Source organism: Agaribacterium haliotis (assembly GCF_002312815.1).
Taxonomy (GTDB): Bacteria; Pseudomonadota; Gammaproteobacteria; order Pseudomonadales; family Cellvibrionaceae; genus Agaribacterium; species Agaribacterium haliotis.
Genome location: NZ_NKQJ01000011.1, coordinates 67,290 through 81,996, shown reverse-complemented (window position 1 = coordinate 81,996; position 14,707 = coordinate 67,290). Strand labels below are relative to the sequence as shown.

Here is a 14,707-nt window from a genome sequence, read left to right as displayed (position 1 = left end):
GCGGCCAGTTGATAACAATGCTGGCACTAACGAGCGCTGAAATTTACCGTGTACGAGCCTAAACCCTGGTAAGTAATTTGTGTATCGCAGTCAAAATCCAATTCGACAATGCCGCAAAAGGAGCCGGTGATAAACGCCTGCCCTTTGCTAAAGCTCTGACCGCGGGCGCTCATAAAATTAATCATCCACAGCAGCGGCGCAAAAGCATCAACATTTGGGTGCTTGCCATCGAAGTGTTGCTTTTTACCCGCTTGAGCAATCTCAATGTTTAGCGCAGAGCAGGATCTGGCCTTGTCCAAATCAACCTCAGGGCCGAGGTAAATACCCTGATTAAATAGGCCGTCGGCAAGCTTTTCGGGGAATGCGAGCTCAGCTGCATGCTGCCAGCGGTCCTGCATGAGCTCCAGCGCCATATGTGCACGGTCAAACGCTGCGCGAATTTCATCGTCGCTGCGCGCCTTGTTTTGTGCGGGCAGGTCGCGGCCCAAAACAAAGGCAATTTCAGGCTCTACCCGCGCCTTGCCACCATCTGGCATCAGTACACAGCCATCGCCCCGGCACATTGTCCCGGCAAAAATCGGCGCTACCACTACCGCATCGTCCGCCGGTGGCAAGAGGCACTTCCAGGCAGCAACACCATCTTGGCGCTGTTTTATCATCTGCGCTTGCACGGCCAGCGCATCGTCGAGGCTGACCGCTCTCAATTCAGGGGCAAGGCGCGCCTGTTTGTTTTCAGCTGTGCGGGCAGCGAGTGCGCTTTGTGCAATGCGGTGGTAATCAAGGCTCATTATTTCTCCATAATTTGGTGATGATTCGGCGTTAGTTCGATGATCGTTCGATGCTTGTGGCATCGACTTCAGCACTATAAAACATAAGCAGCGCCAAAAGCTTACAAGTAGATCAGAACAATTCAAAGCTTGCGGCCTTAACTGTATCTATATACAGTTTTAGCCATGCAACAAAAAATCATTCACATAGACGCCGACTGCTTTTACGCAGCTGTCGAAATGCGAGAGCAGCCGCAGCTGCGCGGCCGGCCCATGGCGGTGGGAGGCAGCTCCGAACGGCGCGGCGTGCTCACGACATGCAACTACGAAGCCCGGCGCTTTGGCCTTCGCTCGGCCATGAGCAGTGCCCAAGCACTCAAGCTTTGCCCGCAGCTATTGATCTTGCCGATACGCATGCCGCTTTACAAAGAGGTCTCGGCGCAGATGCGCAATATTTTTGCCGACTACACCGATTTAATCGAACCGCTATCGCTTGATGAAGCCTACCTCGATGTCAGCCAAAGCCCTGCCCAAGGTGGCAGCGCCACGAATATTGCCAAAGAAATACGCAAGCGTGTTGAGCGCAACTGCGGTATTACTGTCTCTGCCGGGGTTGCGCCAAATAAATTCCTCGCAAAAGTAGCCAGCGACTGGAACAAACCCAATGGCCTGACCGTTATTGCCCCCGAACAGGTTGAAGATTTTGTCCGCCAACTTGACGTCGACAAAATTCACGGTGTTGGCAAAGTCACCAGCCAGAAGCTACACAAGCTGGGCATTTACAATTGTGAGCAGCTCAGACAAGTGGGCAAACTTCAGCTAAGCAAACACTTTGGCAGTTTTGGTCAGCGCCTGTTTGAGCTCGCTCACGGGCGCGACGATAGAAAGGTCATTAATCAGCGCAAACGCAAAAGTTTGAGTGTGGAGCGTACCTTTGATCAAGATATTTGCGACAGACAGATGTGCCTGACAAAAATACCCGAGCTAATGCAAGAACTTGCTAAGCGCCTTCAGCACATCGACAAACAAAAAATAAAAAATGCGTTTGTTAAAGTAAAGTTCAACGATTTTAACAGCACCACGTTGGAGTTGGCGGGCACAACCGCGAAATCAGAAGACTATAAAAAGTTACTGCAACAGGCGCTGTTAAGAAGTGAGCGCCCGGTGCGCCTGCTCGGCTTAGGTGTTCGCTTTAAAGATGAAAGCCAGCAACAGCTTCGCCTCTTTGATTAGCGCCTGCTGCTACGAGCAGAATAAAGAGCTTAAGCCTCGTCTGAGCCCATCGCTACAAGCTCGCTCACCTCCAAACTTCCGCCAATATCCAAAAACGGACAAGCTTTCGCTATTTCTATCGCGGCTTCAATAGAGTCTGCTTTAATCACACTAAAACCGCTCATCTTAGTCACGCTACCCGTGCTAACTTCGGCTTTAGGGTTAACGACATGCGTGTGTTTAAACGGGTTAGCCGGGCTCAGCGCAGCATCACCTAAGTCGTTGAGCCATTTCATATATTTGGCAAAATGGGCTTTGCCCTCTGCTTCCGTTTTTGGTGCATCACCACCGATGTAGCTGATGACATAACTAGGCATTTTTTGCTCCGTTATTAACTAGGGCCTGTTGATATCCAGAAGTCAAAACTCCCGGCTGTCAAAGCATACCTGAAAGCTTACACATTTCATGCAAAGTTTTTGCACATTTGCCTCCTAAGCTACAGCCATCAACTGCTTAAGCTCTGAAATAAGCGCTGATCAAACGATAGAGATCGGCAGCTCAGAGCTGTGTTCACCTGCATTAACACGGCGTTGATATAAAACACACAGGAGAACTGGAATGAACATTTTCAATAAAAAACACCTAAAAAAACTTGGCCTGGTTTTAGGTCTTGCGGGCTTAATTAGTAGTGCTGCCTCTTCTCAAGATATCGACAAAGAACTTGAAGAACTAAGCATGGAGCCCAGAGAGCACAAACACAAACGTCACCGCGCCCACAAAGAAATGCGTGACTTAGTTGCCAACTACATGCTTGAAAATGGCGATATCACCCAGGCGGAACTCGACCAGCGCGCCGAGCAGAGAAAAGCCACGCGCGAAGAAATTCGCGCTCTAAAAGAGAGCGGTGATAAAGAGGCCTTACAAGCTCGCCTCGATGAGCTCAAAGCGCAGCGCCACGAGCGCCGCGAACAAATGAAAGACTACCTTGCGGAAAATGAAGAACTGGCTGCAGCCATAAAAGAGCAGCGCGAAACCATCAAAGAGCGCCGCAAAGAGCATCGCGAACGACGCCAGCCAGCGGCTGAATAGTTGAGCTGTTGCGCAACCTGAACCAGAGCATCACTACTGGCTTTGGCTGCGCCTTTTTACAGCAACCAGCTATAAACAAAATAAAAAAATAAAAAAATAAAAAAACAAACAGAGAACCATATGCGCTCCCAGCTCAGAACCCCCGGCGCGTTGTTACTGTTTCTAGCAATAAACACAACTGTTTTTGCCGAAACATATTTCGATATCAACGCCGTATACAAACAGGCACAACAAGCATTTAATGCCAAGCAGTATCAGCAAGCACTCGACCTGTATCAATCCATAGAAACTACCGAACTTAACAACAGCACGCTTTTTAATATTGCCATTTGTCACTACAAACTCGGCCAATGGCAAAAAGCTTATCGAGCTTTTAGTGAGCTTAACAAACAAGAGCAAAACGATGAACTTGTTCAGCTTAACCTCGCCCTGACTCAGTACAAGCTCGGTGAGCAGCAGCAAGCACTTGCCCAACTCGACTGGCTTTATCAAACAGCAGAAAGTGACAACATTTCCATGCTGGCGTATCAACATTTAAAAAAGCTAGACCAAGCAAAAAACAAACACTGGTTTGTCTCGGCAAGTGTCGGTACAGGCATCGATGACAATGTTATTTCTGTGGTTGATGCTGTGGCGTCATCCCAAAGCGATACGTTTACTGAACTGAGCCTTAACCCCAGCTGGTTTAGCTCTGAAGATTTTGACAATAACTGGGTACTCGACGCCAGTTATTACAATAATCGATACCGAGAAGTTAGCGATTATGATATCCGCATTGTCGCCGCCGGCATCAGGAAAAATTTCAGCTTAATTAAGGCCAACCGAAGTTTTGTTGCTGCTCGCTTAGATCAGAGTGAAGTCGGCGATGATGATTATATGCAAAGCACATTTTTTGATCTTGGCAATCGCTATAAAAACAGCTCCGGTTTGCGCCTGGACTACGGCTTGCGCTGGCAGAAAATGCAAGAGCTCAGCTCCTTATATAAACCCTTTGCAGGAAACAGCAATCGCTTTTATGGCAAGCTCACTCAAACACTCGGAGCTCACCACTTTGCACTACAGGCTCAGTTCGACAACGACAATCGCAACGACAGCGGAAACAAACAGCTAGGGCAAGATTTTATTAGTTACAGCGCCTTGCGCTGGGGCATTAAAGCCGATTGGCGTTACAAATATAAGCGCTGGAGCAGCAAGCTGTTTTATCAATGGCGGACAAGCGAATACAAAGATGCCAATGTGTACTGGCAGGAAAATAGGCGCCTACCTGAAAGAATAGTACGCGAAGATACACGCGCCGTATTTGGCCTGCAAATAAGCCTTGATTTACCCCACAACTATTACGCTGATCTCGAATGGCGCAATACAAATAACGACTCAAACATTGATGACTACAGCTACAAACAACAACTTATCAACGCATCGTTAGGATTTCAGTTTTAGCGAAGACAAAACTGTACAGTAGACAAAGTGGATACAGCACCATTGATGCCGTATCCACAGCCGCCTTACATGTTGTAGCCGCTCTCTTCATGCAGAACCACATCGAGCCCCTGCATTTCCTCTTCTTTAGATACACGAATACCGTTAGTTAAAATTCCGGTTAACTTCAATAAAAACCACGTAACAAATGCGGTATAAATAAACGTAGCGACAACACCGATAAGCTGGACACTAAACTGCGCCGCCATCGTCTCAATTCCTTCGGCAAAGCCGTGACCGGAAAACAGCCCCAAGCTTGTTGAAGAAAAAATGCCGGCCAATAAAGTGCCGAGTATGCCGCCGACCCCGTGCACAGGAAACACATCAAGGCTGTCGTCAATTTTAAATTTTCGTTTTATTAATTGTGTTGCCCAAAAACAGACAGTACCGGCTGTGCTACCGATAACCAAGGCCCCCATCGGCCCGACAAAACCCGAGGCCGGGGTAATGGTTCCAAGGCCTGCAACCATACCGGTGACGATACCAAGCACACTTGGTTTACCGAATTTTTTCCACTCGATAGCCATCCACGCCAATGAACCCGCTGCAGCGGAAATGTGTGTTACCAGCATGGCCATGGCTGCATCGCCATTGGCCGCCAGGGCCGAGCCGGCATTAAAACCAAACCACCCCACCCACAGCATACCGGCGCCTGTTACAGTCATTGTCATGTTGTGTGGCGGCATTGCTGTTGTAGGAAAACCTTCACGATTGCCAATCACCAGCGCCGCCACCAGTGCCGCCACCCCCGCGGTAATATGAACAACAGTGCCACCGGCAAAATCAAACAGCCCCATAGCACCGAGCCAACCGCCACCCCAGACCCAGTGACAAACTGGTACATACACCGCCATTAACCACAGACTTGAAAAAATTAAGACCGAGCTGAACTTCATACGCTCAGCAAACGCACCGACAATTAACGCCGGGGTAATAATGGCGAAGGTCATCTGAAAAATGGCGAACAGTGACTCGGGAATATCGCCTACTAACTCACCTTTAGTAATAACGGCAAACAAAGCCTTACTGAAATCACCGATAAATGCGTTGCCTTCGCCAAATGCAAGGCTGTAACCCAATAACAGCCAAAGCACACTCGCAACACAGGCAATGGCAAAACACTGCATAAGCACCGACAGAATATTTTTAGAGCGCACCAGGCCGCCGTAAAACAAACTTAGGCCGGGCAAGGTCATAAATAATACAAGCGCGGTCGCGGTTAAAATCCACGCGGTATTACCGCTATCTAAAACGTCGGCAAAAACTGCTGTCGGAAAAAAACAGCCAAGCAGCAACACACTGCGTTTAAGAGAAGTCATAAGCACCCCTGTCGCTATCGTTATTAGAGCTGAAAGAAAGATCCTGCTGGAACTGCATGTGACAGGGCCTGTTTCCAGCAACATTGTAAGTATTGTGGGCACAGACATCTGAGCTGGATCAAGCGCGGGCGGACTCGCTGCCAGCAACAATAAAGGCGCGCCATGACGGTGCAAAATTAACTAGAGAAAAAAGCCCAGGCACCACACAAGTGCAGAAATTCAGCCGCGACAATGGCTGTAAATAGTGCGCCATTAACACCACAAGTAGCTTTGGGCTACTCGAATGTTAAGATTTGCGCTCGGGCAGGGCCTTATAACAGGGCAGAGATGCCGGCTCTTCATACCAGCAGGCTTTGTCCGCCCAGAAGGTATTTTGTTTTGGCCGCAGGCCGGGGTCTTCATCAAAACTGCCGGCGGGTATCACAACCGAGCGGCCGCCTTTAGCCAACCAAGGCAACGATGAACCACAGTTTTTGCAAAAACCGGTAGCAAAATATTTTGCATCGGGAACTTCATAGCGCCCAACTAACTCTTCACCTTCAAGCCACTTAAAGCTGGCCGGATCGGCATAAAGGTTGGCAGCAAAGGCCGAGCCTGTAATTTTTTGACAGCGAGAACAGTGGCAGTACTGAAACAGTTTGGCTTTTTGATCTAAGCTAAAACGAACTTTGCCACATAGACAACTACCTTTCATTTAACTAAGCCTCCTCTCTATTTGGCCCGTGTAAGAGCCGTGTGATCAGACAATAACAGTGTTTTAGTAAGCCTGTGTTAGTTAGTTCATTCGGCTATGCGACATTTTGCGCGCTTGTTCAGCGTTTTATAACTTCCCTGATAATTTCTACCGTCGATATAGGTCTTGGACTCATGCCACTCAATGGTGTTGTTATCGACAAAGTCGTAAGCTTGCGGCGAGCATAGCTTTTTAGCCTTTTTTTCTATTTTTTTGAGCAGGCTATCGTTGGATGCAAAAACATTGCCCGCAGCACTGATTTCATATAAAGCCGTATCGAGTTGATGTGAGCGAGCCGGAAACATCTGCGCACAGCCATTTAGCAGCAAGGCAACGACAACAGCACAAATACATTTGAACATAAATACAGACGTTTAATCTTGGTTTAGATCAGCGTTAAAAACGCTTTTAAAACCGGGCAAAAGCGAGCAATAAAAAAGGGCCCGCAGGCCCTTTTTGACTCAAACAAAAGCGTATAGCGCTTACTCTGCAGCGCGCTCTTCTAGAATCGCAACGGCAGGCAGTTTTTTACCTTCAACAAACTCGAGGAACGCGCCGCCACCGGTTGAGATGTAGCTAATGCTGTCGGCCAGGCCAAACTTATCGATAGCTGCCAGCGTATCACCACCGCCTGCAACCGAAAAGCCATCACTCTCGGCAATAGCGCGAGCGATCACTTCAGTGCCTTTGGCAAAAGCGTCAAACTCAAATACGCCACAAGGGCCATTCCACAGGATGGTCTTGGCGCCTTTCAGAATCTCGGCAACTTTAGCAGCTGTTTCCGGGCCGTAGTCGATAATTTCTTCGTCGGACTCAACCTCACTCGCGGTTTTTATCTCAGTCGCAGAGCTGTCGGACCAGTCACTAAAACCTTCTTTGGTTGTAGTCACGTCTGTAGCAAAAACAACTTCCGTTTCTTTGCACAGGCGCTGGGCTTCTGGGATCAGCTCTTCTTCATACAGGCTATTGCCTACTTCATTGCCCGCAGCGGCAACAAAGGTGTTGGAGATGCCGCCGCCAACAACCAGGGTATCGGCAATCTTTGACAGTGCATCGAGTACGGTTAATTTACTACTGACTTTAGAGCCACCAACCATCGCCACCAGCGGGCGAGCAGGGTTGTCGAGGGCCTTGCCAAGGGCTTCCAGTTCGGCACTTAACAGTGGGCCGGCACAGGCAACGCTGGCAAACTTAGCAACGCCGTGAGTTGAAGCCTGCGCGCGGTGAGCCGTGCCAAAGGCGTCCATAACAAATACATCACACAGCGCGGCATAGGCTTTGGCCAGCTCATCGCTATTTTTCTTTTCACCTTCGTTAAAACGAACGTTCTCAAGCAAAACAACATCGCCGTCATTCAGTTCGACGCCGGCTTGCCAGTCTTTCACAAGCTTGACCTCTTTGCCCAGCAGTTCGCTCAGGCGAGCGGCAACAGGGGCCAAAGAGAATTGCTCTTCGTATTGGCCTTCGCTCGGGCGACCGAGGTGGCTCATCAACATCACTTTAGCGCCAGTTTCGCTAGCGGCTTTGATAGTAGCAAGGGAAGCTTGGATACGAACGTCGGAAGTAATCTCTCCGTCCTGAATGGGTACATTAAGGTCCTGACGAATCAGTACTTTTTTACCGCTTAGGTCGAGATCCTTCATTTGTTTTACTGCCATGGGTGACTCCATTTAGGAAGCAAAATAGTAGGGAGGGTTTAGATCGGCGGCCATTGTACAGATTTTGAAAGCGTTTGACCCGCATCAAGAATTTGAGCTTCGCGATGGTCTAAGCACACACGGCGCTAAGCGAGCACAAGGGTTAAAGCGAAAACGCAAAGGTAGACAGCAAACACATTGGGCCCAAGCAGAGCACCCGGGCCCGGAAAGGCTCAAAACGTATTAGCTTTTTTCAGCTGCACGCTCTTCTAAGATAGCAACTGCGGGCAATTTTTTACCTTCAACAAATTCGAGGAAGGCGCCACCACCGGTTGAGATATAACTGATATCGGCTTTTAGGCCGTATTTGTCGATGGCTGCCAGGGTATCTCCGCCACCTGCCACAGAAAACGCATCACTTTCGGCGATCGCACGCGCGACAACTTCCGAGCCTTTGGCAAAGGCGTCAAACTCAAATACGCCGCAGGGCCCATTCCACAAAATGGTTTTAGCGTCTTTTAAAATCGCCGCCACTTTTGCCGAGGATTCAGGGCCGTAGTCGATAATTTGCTCACCGGGCTTAACCTGATCCACGCCTTTGACCTCAACCGGAGAATCGTCGGCCCAGTCATCAAAGGCATCGGTTGTGGTGGTTACATCAACTGCGTAGACAACCTCTGTTTCTTTACACAGGCGCTGAGCCTCTGGGATTAAATCTGGCTCGTACAGGCTCGCGCCCACCTCGTTGCCATCGGCGGCAACAAAGGTGTTGGAGATACCGCCGCCGACAACCAGCACATCGGCAATTTTTGACAGTGAATCGAGCACGGTTAACTTGCTGCTGACTTTAGCACCGCCAACCATCGCCACCAGAGGCCGAGCCGGATTGTCGAGCGCCTTGCCTAGAGCTTCGAGCTCAGCGCTTAATAGTGGCCCGGCGCAGGCGACAGGGGCGTACTTTGCAACACCGTGGGTTGAAGCCTGCGCGCGGTGAGCTGTGCCAAAGGCGTCCATAACAAACACATCACACAGCTCGGCATAGGCCTTGCCAAGCTCGTCGCTATTTTTCTTTTCGCCTTCGTTAAAACGCACATTCTCCAGCAGTACAACATCGCCTTCGCTCAGTTCTACACCGGCTCGCCAGTCTTGCAACAGCTTGACGTCTTTGCCGAGCAGCTCCGTTAAACGGGCAGCAACGGGCGCCAGAGAAAACTTTTGTTCATATTGACCTTCGCTCGGGCGGCCGAGGTGAGACATCAACATGACTTTGGCGCCGGCTTCGCTCGCGGCCTTGATAGTAGGAAGAGAGGCTTGAATGCGAACGTCGGAAGTGATCTGACCGTCCTGGATGGGCACATTGAGGTCCTGACGAATCAGAACGTTCTTGCCTTTGAGGTCGAGATCCTTCATTTGTTGAACTGCCATAGAGAACTCCATTGGGAATCGAGAGAGTGCGATAAGTTAAAAATCGCAAGCAATTTTACAGAAAGGGTAAACGCTTTACTTGTCGCAGGACAAGTCGACGCCAGTCCGCCGCAGGCCATGCACCCAAGGCAAACATCATCAGCCAGCTTAAGCTGCGGTTCAGTTAAAACTAGCCACACTGAGCTCTCAGTTCAATTTCACAGCGGCCGGGCAACATGAAAAAGATCAAAAACAGCAACAGCCAAACTAATGCGGCGCTAGCGCTGACAGCACTGATACTGGGCGCAGCCCTGATCGGCAGCCAGCTGGCAACTCAGCCAAACAAAGAACAAGCAGCGCTCAGCGCTACCTGGCTTACGGTGCAAACTCAGCTTGTTCAGCTGCGAAGCTGACAAGCGCTCGAACCTGATATAAGAAAAGTAAAAAGGCCTAGACCCGAACCCTGACTTGCCGTTAAATGCTGTCGACACTTTTTAGGAGCAGCCCATGCATATAGTCTTAAGCGGTGCCTCTTCGGGCATCGGTCGCGAACTTGCGCTTCTACTCGATCAACCAGACAACAAACTCAGCCTCTGCGGGCGCAGCGAAGATAAGCTGCAGCAAACCACCGCAGCGCTTAAAAACGTTAACTGTTTTGCCCGAGCGTTTTGCGTTAGCCACTTTGATGACATCCGCAGCTTCTGTGTTGATGCCGAGCATCGCTTTGGCCCAGCCGACATACTGATTAATTGCGCCGGTCTCAACAATGGCCGCGCGGCCGGCCACGAACTGGAGCACCACTACCTCGACTGGATGATGCGCATTAACTGCTACGCTCCGATAGAGTTTATGCGCGCAGTGGTGCCGCAGATGCAAACGCGCCAGCGCGGCAGCATCGTCAATGTACTGTCTACCACGGCGCTTTACGCCAACCCGGGTATCGCCGGCTACAGCGCCTCCAAGGCCGCCCTGGACGCCTACAGCAAGGTCATGCGCAAAGAGCTTAGAAAAGACAATATCAAAATGCTCAGCCTGTACCCCGGCGGTGTCGATACTGACTTCCGCGACGCCGAGCGCCCTCAGTACCTGCAGGCCAAAGACGTCGCCGAAGCCGTATTAAGCATGCTAAAAAGCAGCGACAATGCCCACATTCACGAGCTGATTATCCGCCCCCAGTGTGAAGAAAACTTCAGTTAAGCGCGCTTACAACAGGCCTTGAAACACGGCCGCCACTTACAAAGATCGGTTCTAAAGAGGCCGGGTCTATAGTTGCGAAAGGCCCGGCGCTGAACTAGCTTTCATAGACAATAAACTCAGTTTTGACCATTCTATGAAAGCCTACATTTGCGCCCTGTTTTTAGCTTTTTTCAGCAGCCAAAGCCTGGCCCAACGCAGCATCGATATCAACATTCCGCAGACCAACAACGATAGAGACAGGCTTGTCGTCGAACTGCTCGGGCGCATCTTTGAAGCCCAGGATTACCGAGCCAACTTTATTGAAGCAACAGAATTCTTGAGCGACTCACGCCAAACGGAAGAGCTTCGCTCCGGCCGCCTCGATATCATCTGGGCCGGCATGAGTGAAGACCGGGAAGAAATTTTACTGCCCGTGCGTGTGCCCATCTTTAAGGGCATTCAAGGCCACCGCATTTTTAGCATACGCCCCGAATCCCAAAGTGCCTTTGCCATGGTCAAAAACCTCGACGACCTCAAGCGCTTCGAGGCCGGTTCGGGCATGGGCTGGGGCGATACAGTTATTATCGAAGCTGCGGGCCTGCCAACGGTAACGACATCAAAAGGTGTTAACCTGTGGCCCATGCTCGATGGTGCGCGCTTTGACTATTTTCCGCTCGCCATTCACGAGCCGTGGAGCGAGATTCGCTCGCGCACAGACCTCAACCTAACCGTCGAAAAACACCTGCTGTTGGTATACCCGTTTGCGATGTATTTTTATGTCAACGCTGAAGACCAAAAGCTGCGCAATATTCTGCACTCGGGCATGAACGCCATGTTAGATGACGGCAGTTACGACCGTTTCTTGTTTTCAGCACCGATGTTTAAAGATGCCCTTATCGATGCCGATGTCAGCCAGCGTACCGTCATCCGTATCCCCAACCCGTTTATGCACCCGGCGACCCCCGTTAACGAAACAAAATACTGGCTCGACCCTAAAAAGCTAACGATCGAAGACTTGCAAGCGCTCTAGTTTTTTGACTAGAGCATCGCAAAAATCTATCAAAAGAAAACCTTTAATAGCCTTAACCCTGAGACTCCCCTCAAGCTCTGTCAGCGGCCTTGTTGTTTAATTAGTATTAACAGGCCCTAGCCTAGCTGCTCATTTTTACCTAGCATGGAACGCAAGTGCCAGCCCAATAGGCGCTACAAGAATAGCCGGCGAGCTCACTAAATAGCGCTACTATCATCGCCCGGCCACCGATCACCGTCATAACTAAAGGGAAGTAATATGAAATACTCTATTTTAAAGCACACACTTTTTAAAAAGGGCCTGGCAGCTGCGTTGCTGTGTTTTGCCTCAAGCTTCAGCTACGCCGACTGGCAAATCAACAACAGCCTGTCAGCCTTAACATTTATCAGCATCAAAAAAGGCAGTGTCGCCGAGACTCATCACTTTAATGCCCTATCTGGCCAGCTAAAGAAAGACGGTAGCTTTAATCTTGTTATTGATTTGAACAGTGTTGACACAGGTATCGATATTCGCGATCAACGCATGCGCGAGAGCTTGTTTGAAGTTAAGCAGTACCAAACTGCCAAGGCGACGGGCAAGCTCAGTGATATCAACGTCGACAAACTTAAAGTTGGCGAACAGCTGGAGTTAGAGCTTCCGTTAACTCTACAGCTACATGGCAAAACCCAGTCTTTGTCTGCCAAGCTTGCCGTGCAAAAACAACAAGATGGCAAGCTGCGAGTGATCAGCCGCGAGTCACTGATTGTCAACGCAGCTGATTTTGATCTAAGTTCGGGTATCCAAAAGTTAACAGAGCTTGCAGGCTTGAGCTCTATCGCTCTGGCCGTGCCTGTCAACGTTGATTTAGTACTGCAGAAAAAATAAAAAGCAGAAGAGTTATTGATAATAGGCTCGCTTCGGCTCAGCTGTTATCAATAACTCACTGTTAACAAGCTCGAAATAACGCGCAATTTAGGCTTTTTTGACAACACTCGATTTCAGCATCATCGGCCCCGCTCCATCGACCTTACAGTCAATATCGTGATCGCCTTCGACGATGCGCTTAATCACGGCCTTGGTACCAACTTTTAATACCGTAGATGTACCTTTAACTTTTAAATCTTTGACCAGAGTTACTTTATCGCCCTCAACGATTTTATTACCAACCGAATCTTTCAGGCTCAATTGATCTTGTTCTTCGCCCTCATTCCATTCGTGAGCACATTCAGGGCAGACTAAACGTGTACCGTCGTGATAGGTGTATTCTGATTGGCATTCAGGGCACGGCGGCAAAGCAGAGCTCATAGAAGATAATTTGTTAGAAAATTTCACCAATTTTAACCGATTCGCTGCTTGCCCTGCACGAACAAAAACCGAATAAAACCATGCTCATCGCAACATAAAGCCGCTCTTTGTTCGCCTGCAATAAATGCAGAAACTTTATTAAACGATTGTATGTAATAAATGCCAGCACCATAGCGACTTAAGGTTCACAAGCAGGCTATACCACATGTTCAGTTCGGGGAGTTCACATGAGTCGCGAGGCCGTTTCATATCGCCTTAGAAGTATCGTCACCATTGTTTTTGTTTTGTTGTTTATTGTTGTTGCTGCTACCTTGCAATACCTTAACGCTATCGGCGAAAGCCAAGCCAAGCACTACACCATGCTCAGCGACCTTGGCCAGCTTGAAGATGCCAGCTTAAACCTCAAAGCGCGCGGCGAGTACTATATAGCCAATGCGCCGCGAGATTATGAAAGCTACTTTCGCGATGTTGCTGTCTTTAACCAACAAATGCAGAGTGATATCCACAGCTTCGATAACAAGCTCAAGCGGGTTGCAACCGACTACCAACAGCAACAGTTAACACACGGCTTACAGGGCAAACTCTTTAGAGAAAACTGGCAAGAGCTGGCCGCCGAAATCAAGCTGTCGGAAACTCATTGGGCAAAATTTCAACAAGGCCTGAACCAGGCTTTGGGGACTGACAAAAATGAACCGCGCCTTGAATGGGGCGCTCAGTATATTGTTGAAAACGCCGATAGCTTAACCTCCAAGCTGCAAAATATGATCGGCCTTTATCGCGAGCTGATTCATTTAACCGATCAAAACAGTCGCCAGCTCGCGTTTTGGGCCAGCCTGATCACGGCACTGGGCATGCTGTTAGCGCTGGTTCTGGTGCAGTGGCTTGTATGGCGAGTTGGGCGCACAGCTGCTGCCAGCCACCGCGTCGCCAATGGCGACTTTGGTTATCAACTAGCCGATAAACGCAAAGATGAAATTGGTTTGATGACCAGTGCTTTTAACTCTTTATCCGGGCGTATTGGCTTTATTTTAAACTTACTAACCAAGCTAAATAGTTCACGCCAACCCGGAGATGCACTCGCGGCATTTTGGAATGACTCCCAATCCTACCTTGACGCAGACTGGATGGGCCTGTTAATACAAGACAAGCAGGGCCAGAAGTTGGTACTGACCCATCAACAGAGCGATACCCAAGTCAGTACCTGGCGCCATCGTATTGTTAATCTAGACTCGGGATCTAAATTGGAACAAGACATTGCCGAGTGTATAAAACAAAAAAAATCCCTGTGGGTTGAAGATGTACGGGCCAAAAACACTGACATCAGTGGCGCACTATTTTTTAGAGAGCTTATTCAAAAAACCATGTTGCGATCATTTGTCGTTATGCCACTACTAAACGATGACCACAGCTGGAAAGCTGCGCTGGTTGTCGGCAAGGGTGTGCACAAGCAATTTAATGAAGAGCAGCTCGAATTATTGCAAAATCTGTCCCCAATTATCGGATCTATCTTCGCTAACGCGACCAGCAATAAGCGAGTAAACCTAGTAAGCCAAAAAGCATCTTAAAACTAAGTCTCA

The 14,707-nt window shown here is 49.3% G+C and carries 16 protein-coding genes; 8 read left to right on the top strand and 8 right to left on the bottom strand.

Annotated elements, in window-relative coordinates; all coding sequences use genetic code 11:
* Positions 1–26 precede the first annotated feature (26 nt).
* Positions 27–788 (bottom strand): hydratase, encoded by a 762-nt coding sequence (locus CFK45_RS13465; protein WP_096086968.1) that lies wholly within the window; start codon positions 786–788, stop codon positions 27–29.
* A gap of 165 nt (positions 789–953) precedes the next feature.
* Here CFK45_RS13465 and dinB point away from each other — a divergent pair, with 165 nt between their 5' ends.
* The gene (gene dinB, locus CFK45_RS13460) at positions 954–2,000 is read left to right on the top strand and encodes a DNA polymerase IV (RefSeq protein WP_096086967.1); all 1,047 of its coding nucleotides are present in this window, start codon (positions 954–956) and stop codon (positions 1,998–2,000) included.
* A 29-nt stretch (positions 2,001–2,029) separates the two neighbouring features.
* Here the strand turns inward: dinB and CFK45_RS13455 are convergent, their stop codons facing one another.
* Positions 2,030–2,356, bottom strand: a complete 327-nt coding sequence (locus CFK45_RS13455; protein ID WP_096086966.1) for a YciI family protein — start codon at positions 2,354–2,356, stop codon at positions 2,030–2,032.
* Between the two features lie 241 nt (positions 2,357–2,597).
* On the opposite strand from CFK45_RS13455, the gene CFK45_RS13450 reads away from it, so the two are divergent.
* Positions 2,598–3,068: a hypothetical protein gene (locus tag CFK45_RS13450; RefSeq protein WP_096086965.1), complete on the top strand. Its 471-nt coding sequence runs from the start codon at positions 2,598–2,600 to the stop codon at positions 3,066–3,068.
* 120 nt (positions 3,069–3,188) lie between these two features.
* On the top strand, positions 3,189–4,508 hold the full coding sequence (locus CFK45_RS13445; RefSeq protein WP_096086964.1) for a tetratricopeptide repeat protein: 1,320 nt from the start codon (positions 3,189–3,191) through the stop codon (positions 4,506–4,508).
* 65 nt (positions 4,509–4,573) lie between these two features.
* Here CFK45_RS13445 and CFK45_RS13440 read toward each other — a convergent pair whose 3' ends face one another.
* The 5 genes from CFK45_RS13440 to CFK45_RS13420 all read right to left on the bottom strand — a co-directional run bounded on the left by CFK45_RS13440 (position 4,574) and on the right by CFK45_RS13420 (position 9,661).
* Complete coding sequence (locus tag CFK45_RS13440) at positions 4,574–5,866, bottom strand: ammonium transporter (protein WP_096086963.1); 1,293 nt, start codon at positions 5,864–5,866, stop codon at positions 4,574–4,576.
* A gap of 286 nt (positions 5,867–6,152) precedes the next feature.
* Positions 6,153–6,560, bottom strand: a complete 408-nt coding sequence (locus CFK45_RS13435; RefSeq protein WP_096086962.1) for a GFA family protein — start codon at positions 6,558–6,560, stop codon at positions 6,153–6,155.
* Between the two features lie 86 nt (positions 6,561–6,646).
* Entirely contained in the window at positions 6,647–6,961 is a 315-nt protein-coding gene (locus CFK45_RS13430; RefSeq protein WP_096086961.1) for a hypothetical protein, read from the bottom strand.
* 120 nt (positions 6,962–7,081) lie between these two features.
* The gene (locus CFK45_RS13425) at positions 7,082–8,257 is read right to left on the bottom strand and encodes a phosphoglycerate kinase (protein WP_096087079.1); all 1,176 of its coding nucleotides are present in this window, start codon (positions 8,255–8,257) and stop codon (positions 7,082–7,084) included.
* A 222-nt stretch (positions 8,258–8,479) separates the two neighbouring features.
* Positions 8,480–9,661 carry a phosphoglycerate kinase gene (locus CFK45_RS13420; RefSeq protein WP_096086960.1) on the bottom strand — a complete coding sequence of 394 codons (1,182 nt, stop codon included), beginning with the start codon at positions 9,659–9,661 and terminating at the stop codon, positions 8,480–8,482.
* Between the two features lie 215 nt (positions 9,662–9,876).
* Between CFK45_RS13420 and CFK45_RS18495 the strand changes: the two genes are divergently transcribed.
* The 4 genes from CFK45_RS18495 (at position 9,877) to CFK45_RS13405 (ending at position 12,710) form a co-directional block, all read left to right on the top strand.
* Complete coding sequence (locus tag CFK45_RS18495; RefSeq protein WP_158224706.1) at positions 9,877–10,053, top strand: hypothetical protein; 177 nt, start codon at positions 9,877–9,879, stop codon at positions 10,051–10,053.
* Between the two features lie 94 nt (positions 10,054–10,147).
* On the top strand, positions 10,148–10,837 hold the full coding sequence (locus tag CFK45_RS13415) for an SDR family oxidoreductase (RefSeq protein WP_096086959.1): 690 nt from the start codon (positions 10,148–10,150) through the stop codon (positions 10,835–10,837).
* A 133-nt stretch (positions 10,838–10,970) separates the two neighbouring features.
* Complete coding sequence (locus CFK45_RS13410) at positions 10,971–11,846, top strand: diguanylate cyclase (RefSeq protein ID WP_096086958.1); 876 nt, start codon at positions 10,971–10,973, stop codon at positions 11,844–11,846.
* A gap of 258 nt (positions 11,847–12,104) precedes the next feature.
* A complete protein-coding gene (locus CFK45_RS13405) occupies positions 12,105–12,710 on the top strand; it encodes a YceI family protein (RefSeq protein WP_096086957.1) in 606 nt (201 codons plus the stop codon).
* Between the two features lie 87 nt (positions 12,711–12,797).
* On the opposite strand, the gene CFK45_RS13400 is transcribed toward CFK45_RS13405, so the two are convergent.
* Positions 12,798–13,130 carry a zinc ribbon domain-containing protein YjdM gene (locus tag CFK45_RS13400; protein ID WP_096087078.1) on the bottom strand — a complete coding sequence of 111 codons (333 nt, stop codon included), beginning with the start codon at positions 13,128–13,130 and terminating at the stop codon, positions 12,798–12,800.
* A 227-nt stretch (positions 13,131–13,357) separates the two neighbouring features.
* Between CFK45_RS13400 and CFK45_RS13395 the strand changes: the two genes are divergently transcribed.
* Positions 13,358–14,695: a HAMP domain-containing protein gene (locus tag CFK45_RS13395; RefSeq protein WP_096086956.1), complete on the top strand. Its 1,338-nt coding sequence runs from the start codon at positions 13,358–13,360 to the stop codon at positions 14,693–14,695.
* Positions 14,696–14,707: the final 12 nt, after the last annotated feature.

Coding starts and splice junctions, on each gene's coding strand:
- CFK45_RS13465 (WP_096086968.1), bottom strand. CDS start 788: ATGAGCCTTGATTACCACCGCATTGCACAAAGCGCACTCGCTGCCCGC.
- dinB (WP_096086967.1), top strand. CDS start 954: ATGCAACAAAAAATCATTCACATAGACGCCGACTGCTTTTACGCAGCT.
- CFK45_RS13455 (WP_096086966.1), bottom strand. CDS start 2,356: ATGCCTAGTTATGTCATCAGCTACATCGGTGGTGATGCACCAAAAACG.
- CFK45_RS13450 (WP_096086965.1), top strand. CDS start 2,598: ATGAACATTTTCAATAAAAAACACCTAAAAAAACTTGGCCTGGTTTTA.
- CFK45_RS13445 (WP_096086964.1), top strand. CDS start 3,189: ATGCGCTCCCAGCTCAGAACCCCCGGCGCGTTGTTACTGTTTCTAGCA.
- CFK45_RS13440 (WP_096086963.1), bottom strand. CDS start 5,866: ATGACTTCTCTTAAACGCAGTGTGTTGCTGCTTGGCTGTTTTTTTCCG.
- CFK45_RS13435 (WP_096086962.1), bottom strand. CDS start 6,560: ATGAAAGGTAGTTGTCTATGTGGCAAAGTTCGTTTTAGCTTAGATCAA.
- CFK45_RS13430 (WP_096086961.1), bottom strand. CDS start 6,961: ATGTTCAAATGTATTTGTGCTGTTGTCGTTGCCTTGCTGCTAAATGGC.
- CFK45_RS13425 (WP_096087079.1), bottom strand. CDS start 8,257: ATGGCAGTAAAACAAATGAAGGATCTCGACCTAAGCGGTAAAAAAGTA.
- CFK45_RS13420 (WP_096086960.1), bottom strand. CDS start 9,661: ATGGCAGTTCAACAAATGAAGGATCTCGACCTCAAAGGCAAGAACGTT.
- CFK45_RS18495 (WP_158224706.1), top strand. CDS start 9,877: ATGAAAAAGATCAAAAACAGCAACAGCCAAACTAATGCGGCGCTAGCG.
- CFK45_RS13415 (WP_096086959.1), top strand. CDS start 10,148: ATGCATATAGTCTTAAGCGGTGCCTCTTCGGGCATCGGTCGCGAACTT.
- CFK45_RS13410 (WP_096086958.1), top strand. CDS start 10,971: ATGAAAGCCTACATTTGCGCCCTGTTTTTAGCTTTTTTCAGCAGCCAA.
- CFK45_RS13405 (WP_096086957.1), top strand. CDS start 12,105: ATGAAATACTCTATTTTAAAGCACACACTTTTTAAAAAGGGCCTGGCA.
- CFK45_RS13400 (WP_096087078.1), bottom strand. CDS start 13,130: ATGAGCTCTGCTTTGCCGCCGTGCCCTGAATGCCAATCAGAATACACC.
- CFK45_RS13395 (WP_096086956.1), top strand. CDS start 13,358: ATGAGTCGCGAGGCCGTTTCATATCGCCTTAGAAGTATCGTCACCATT.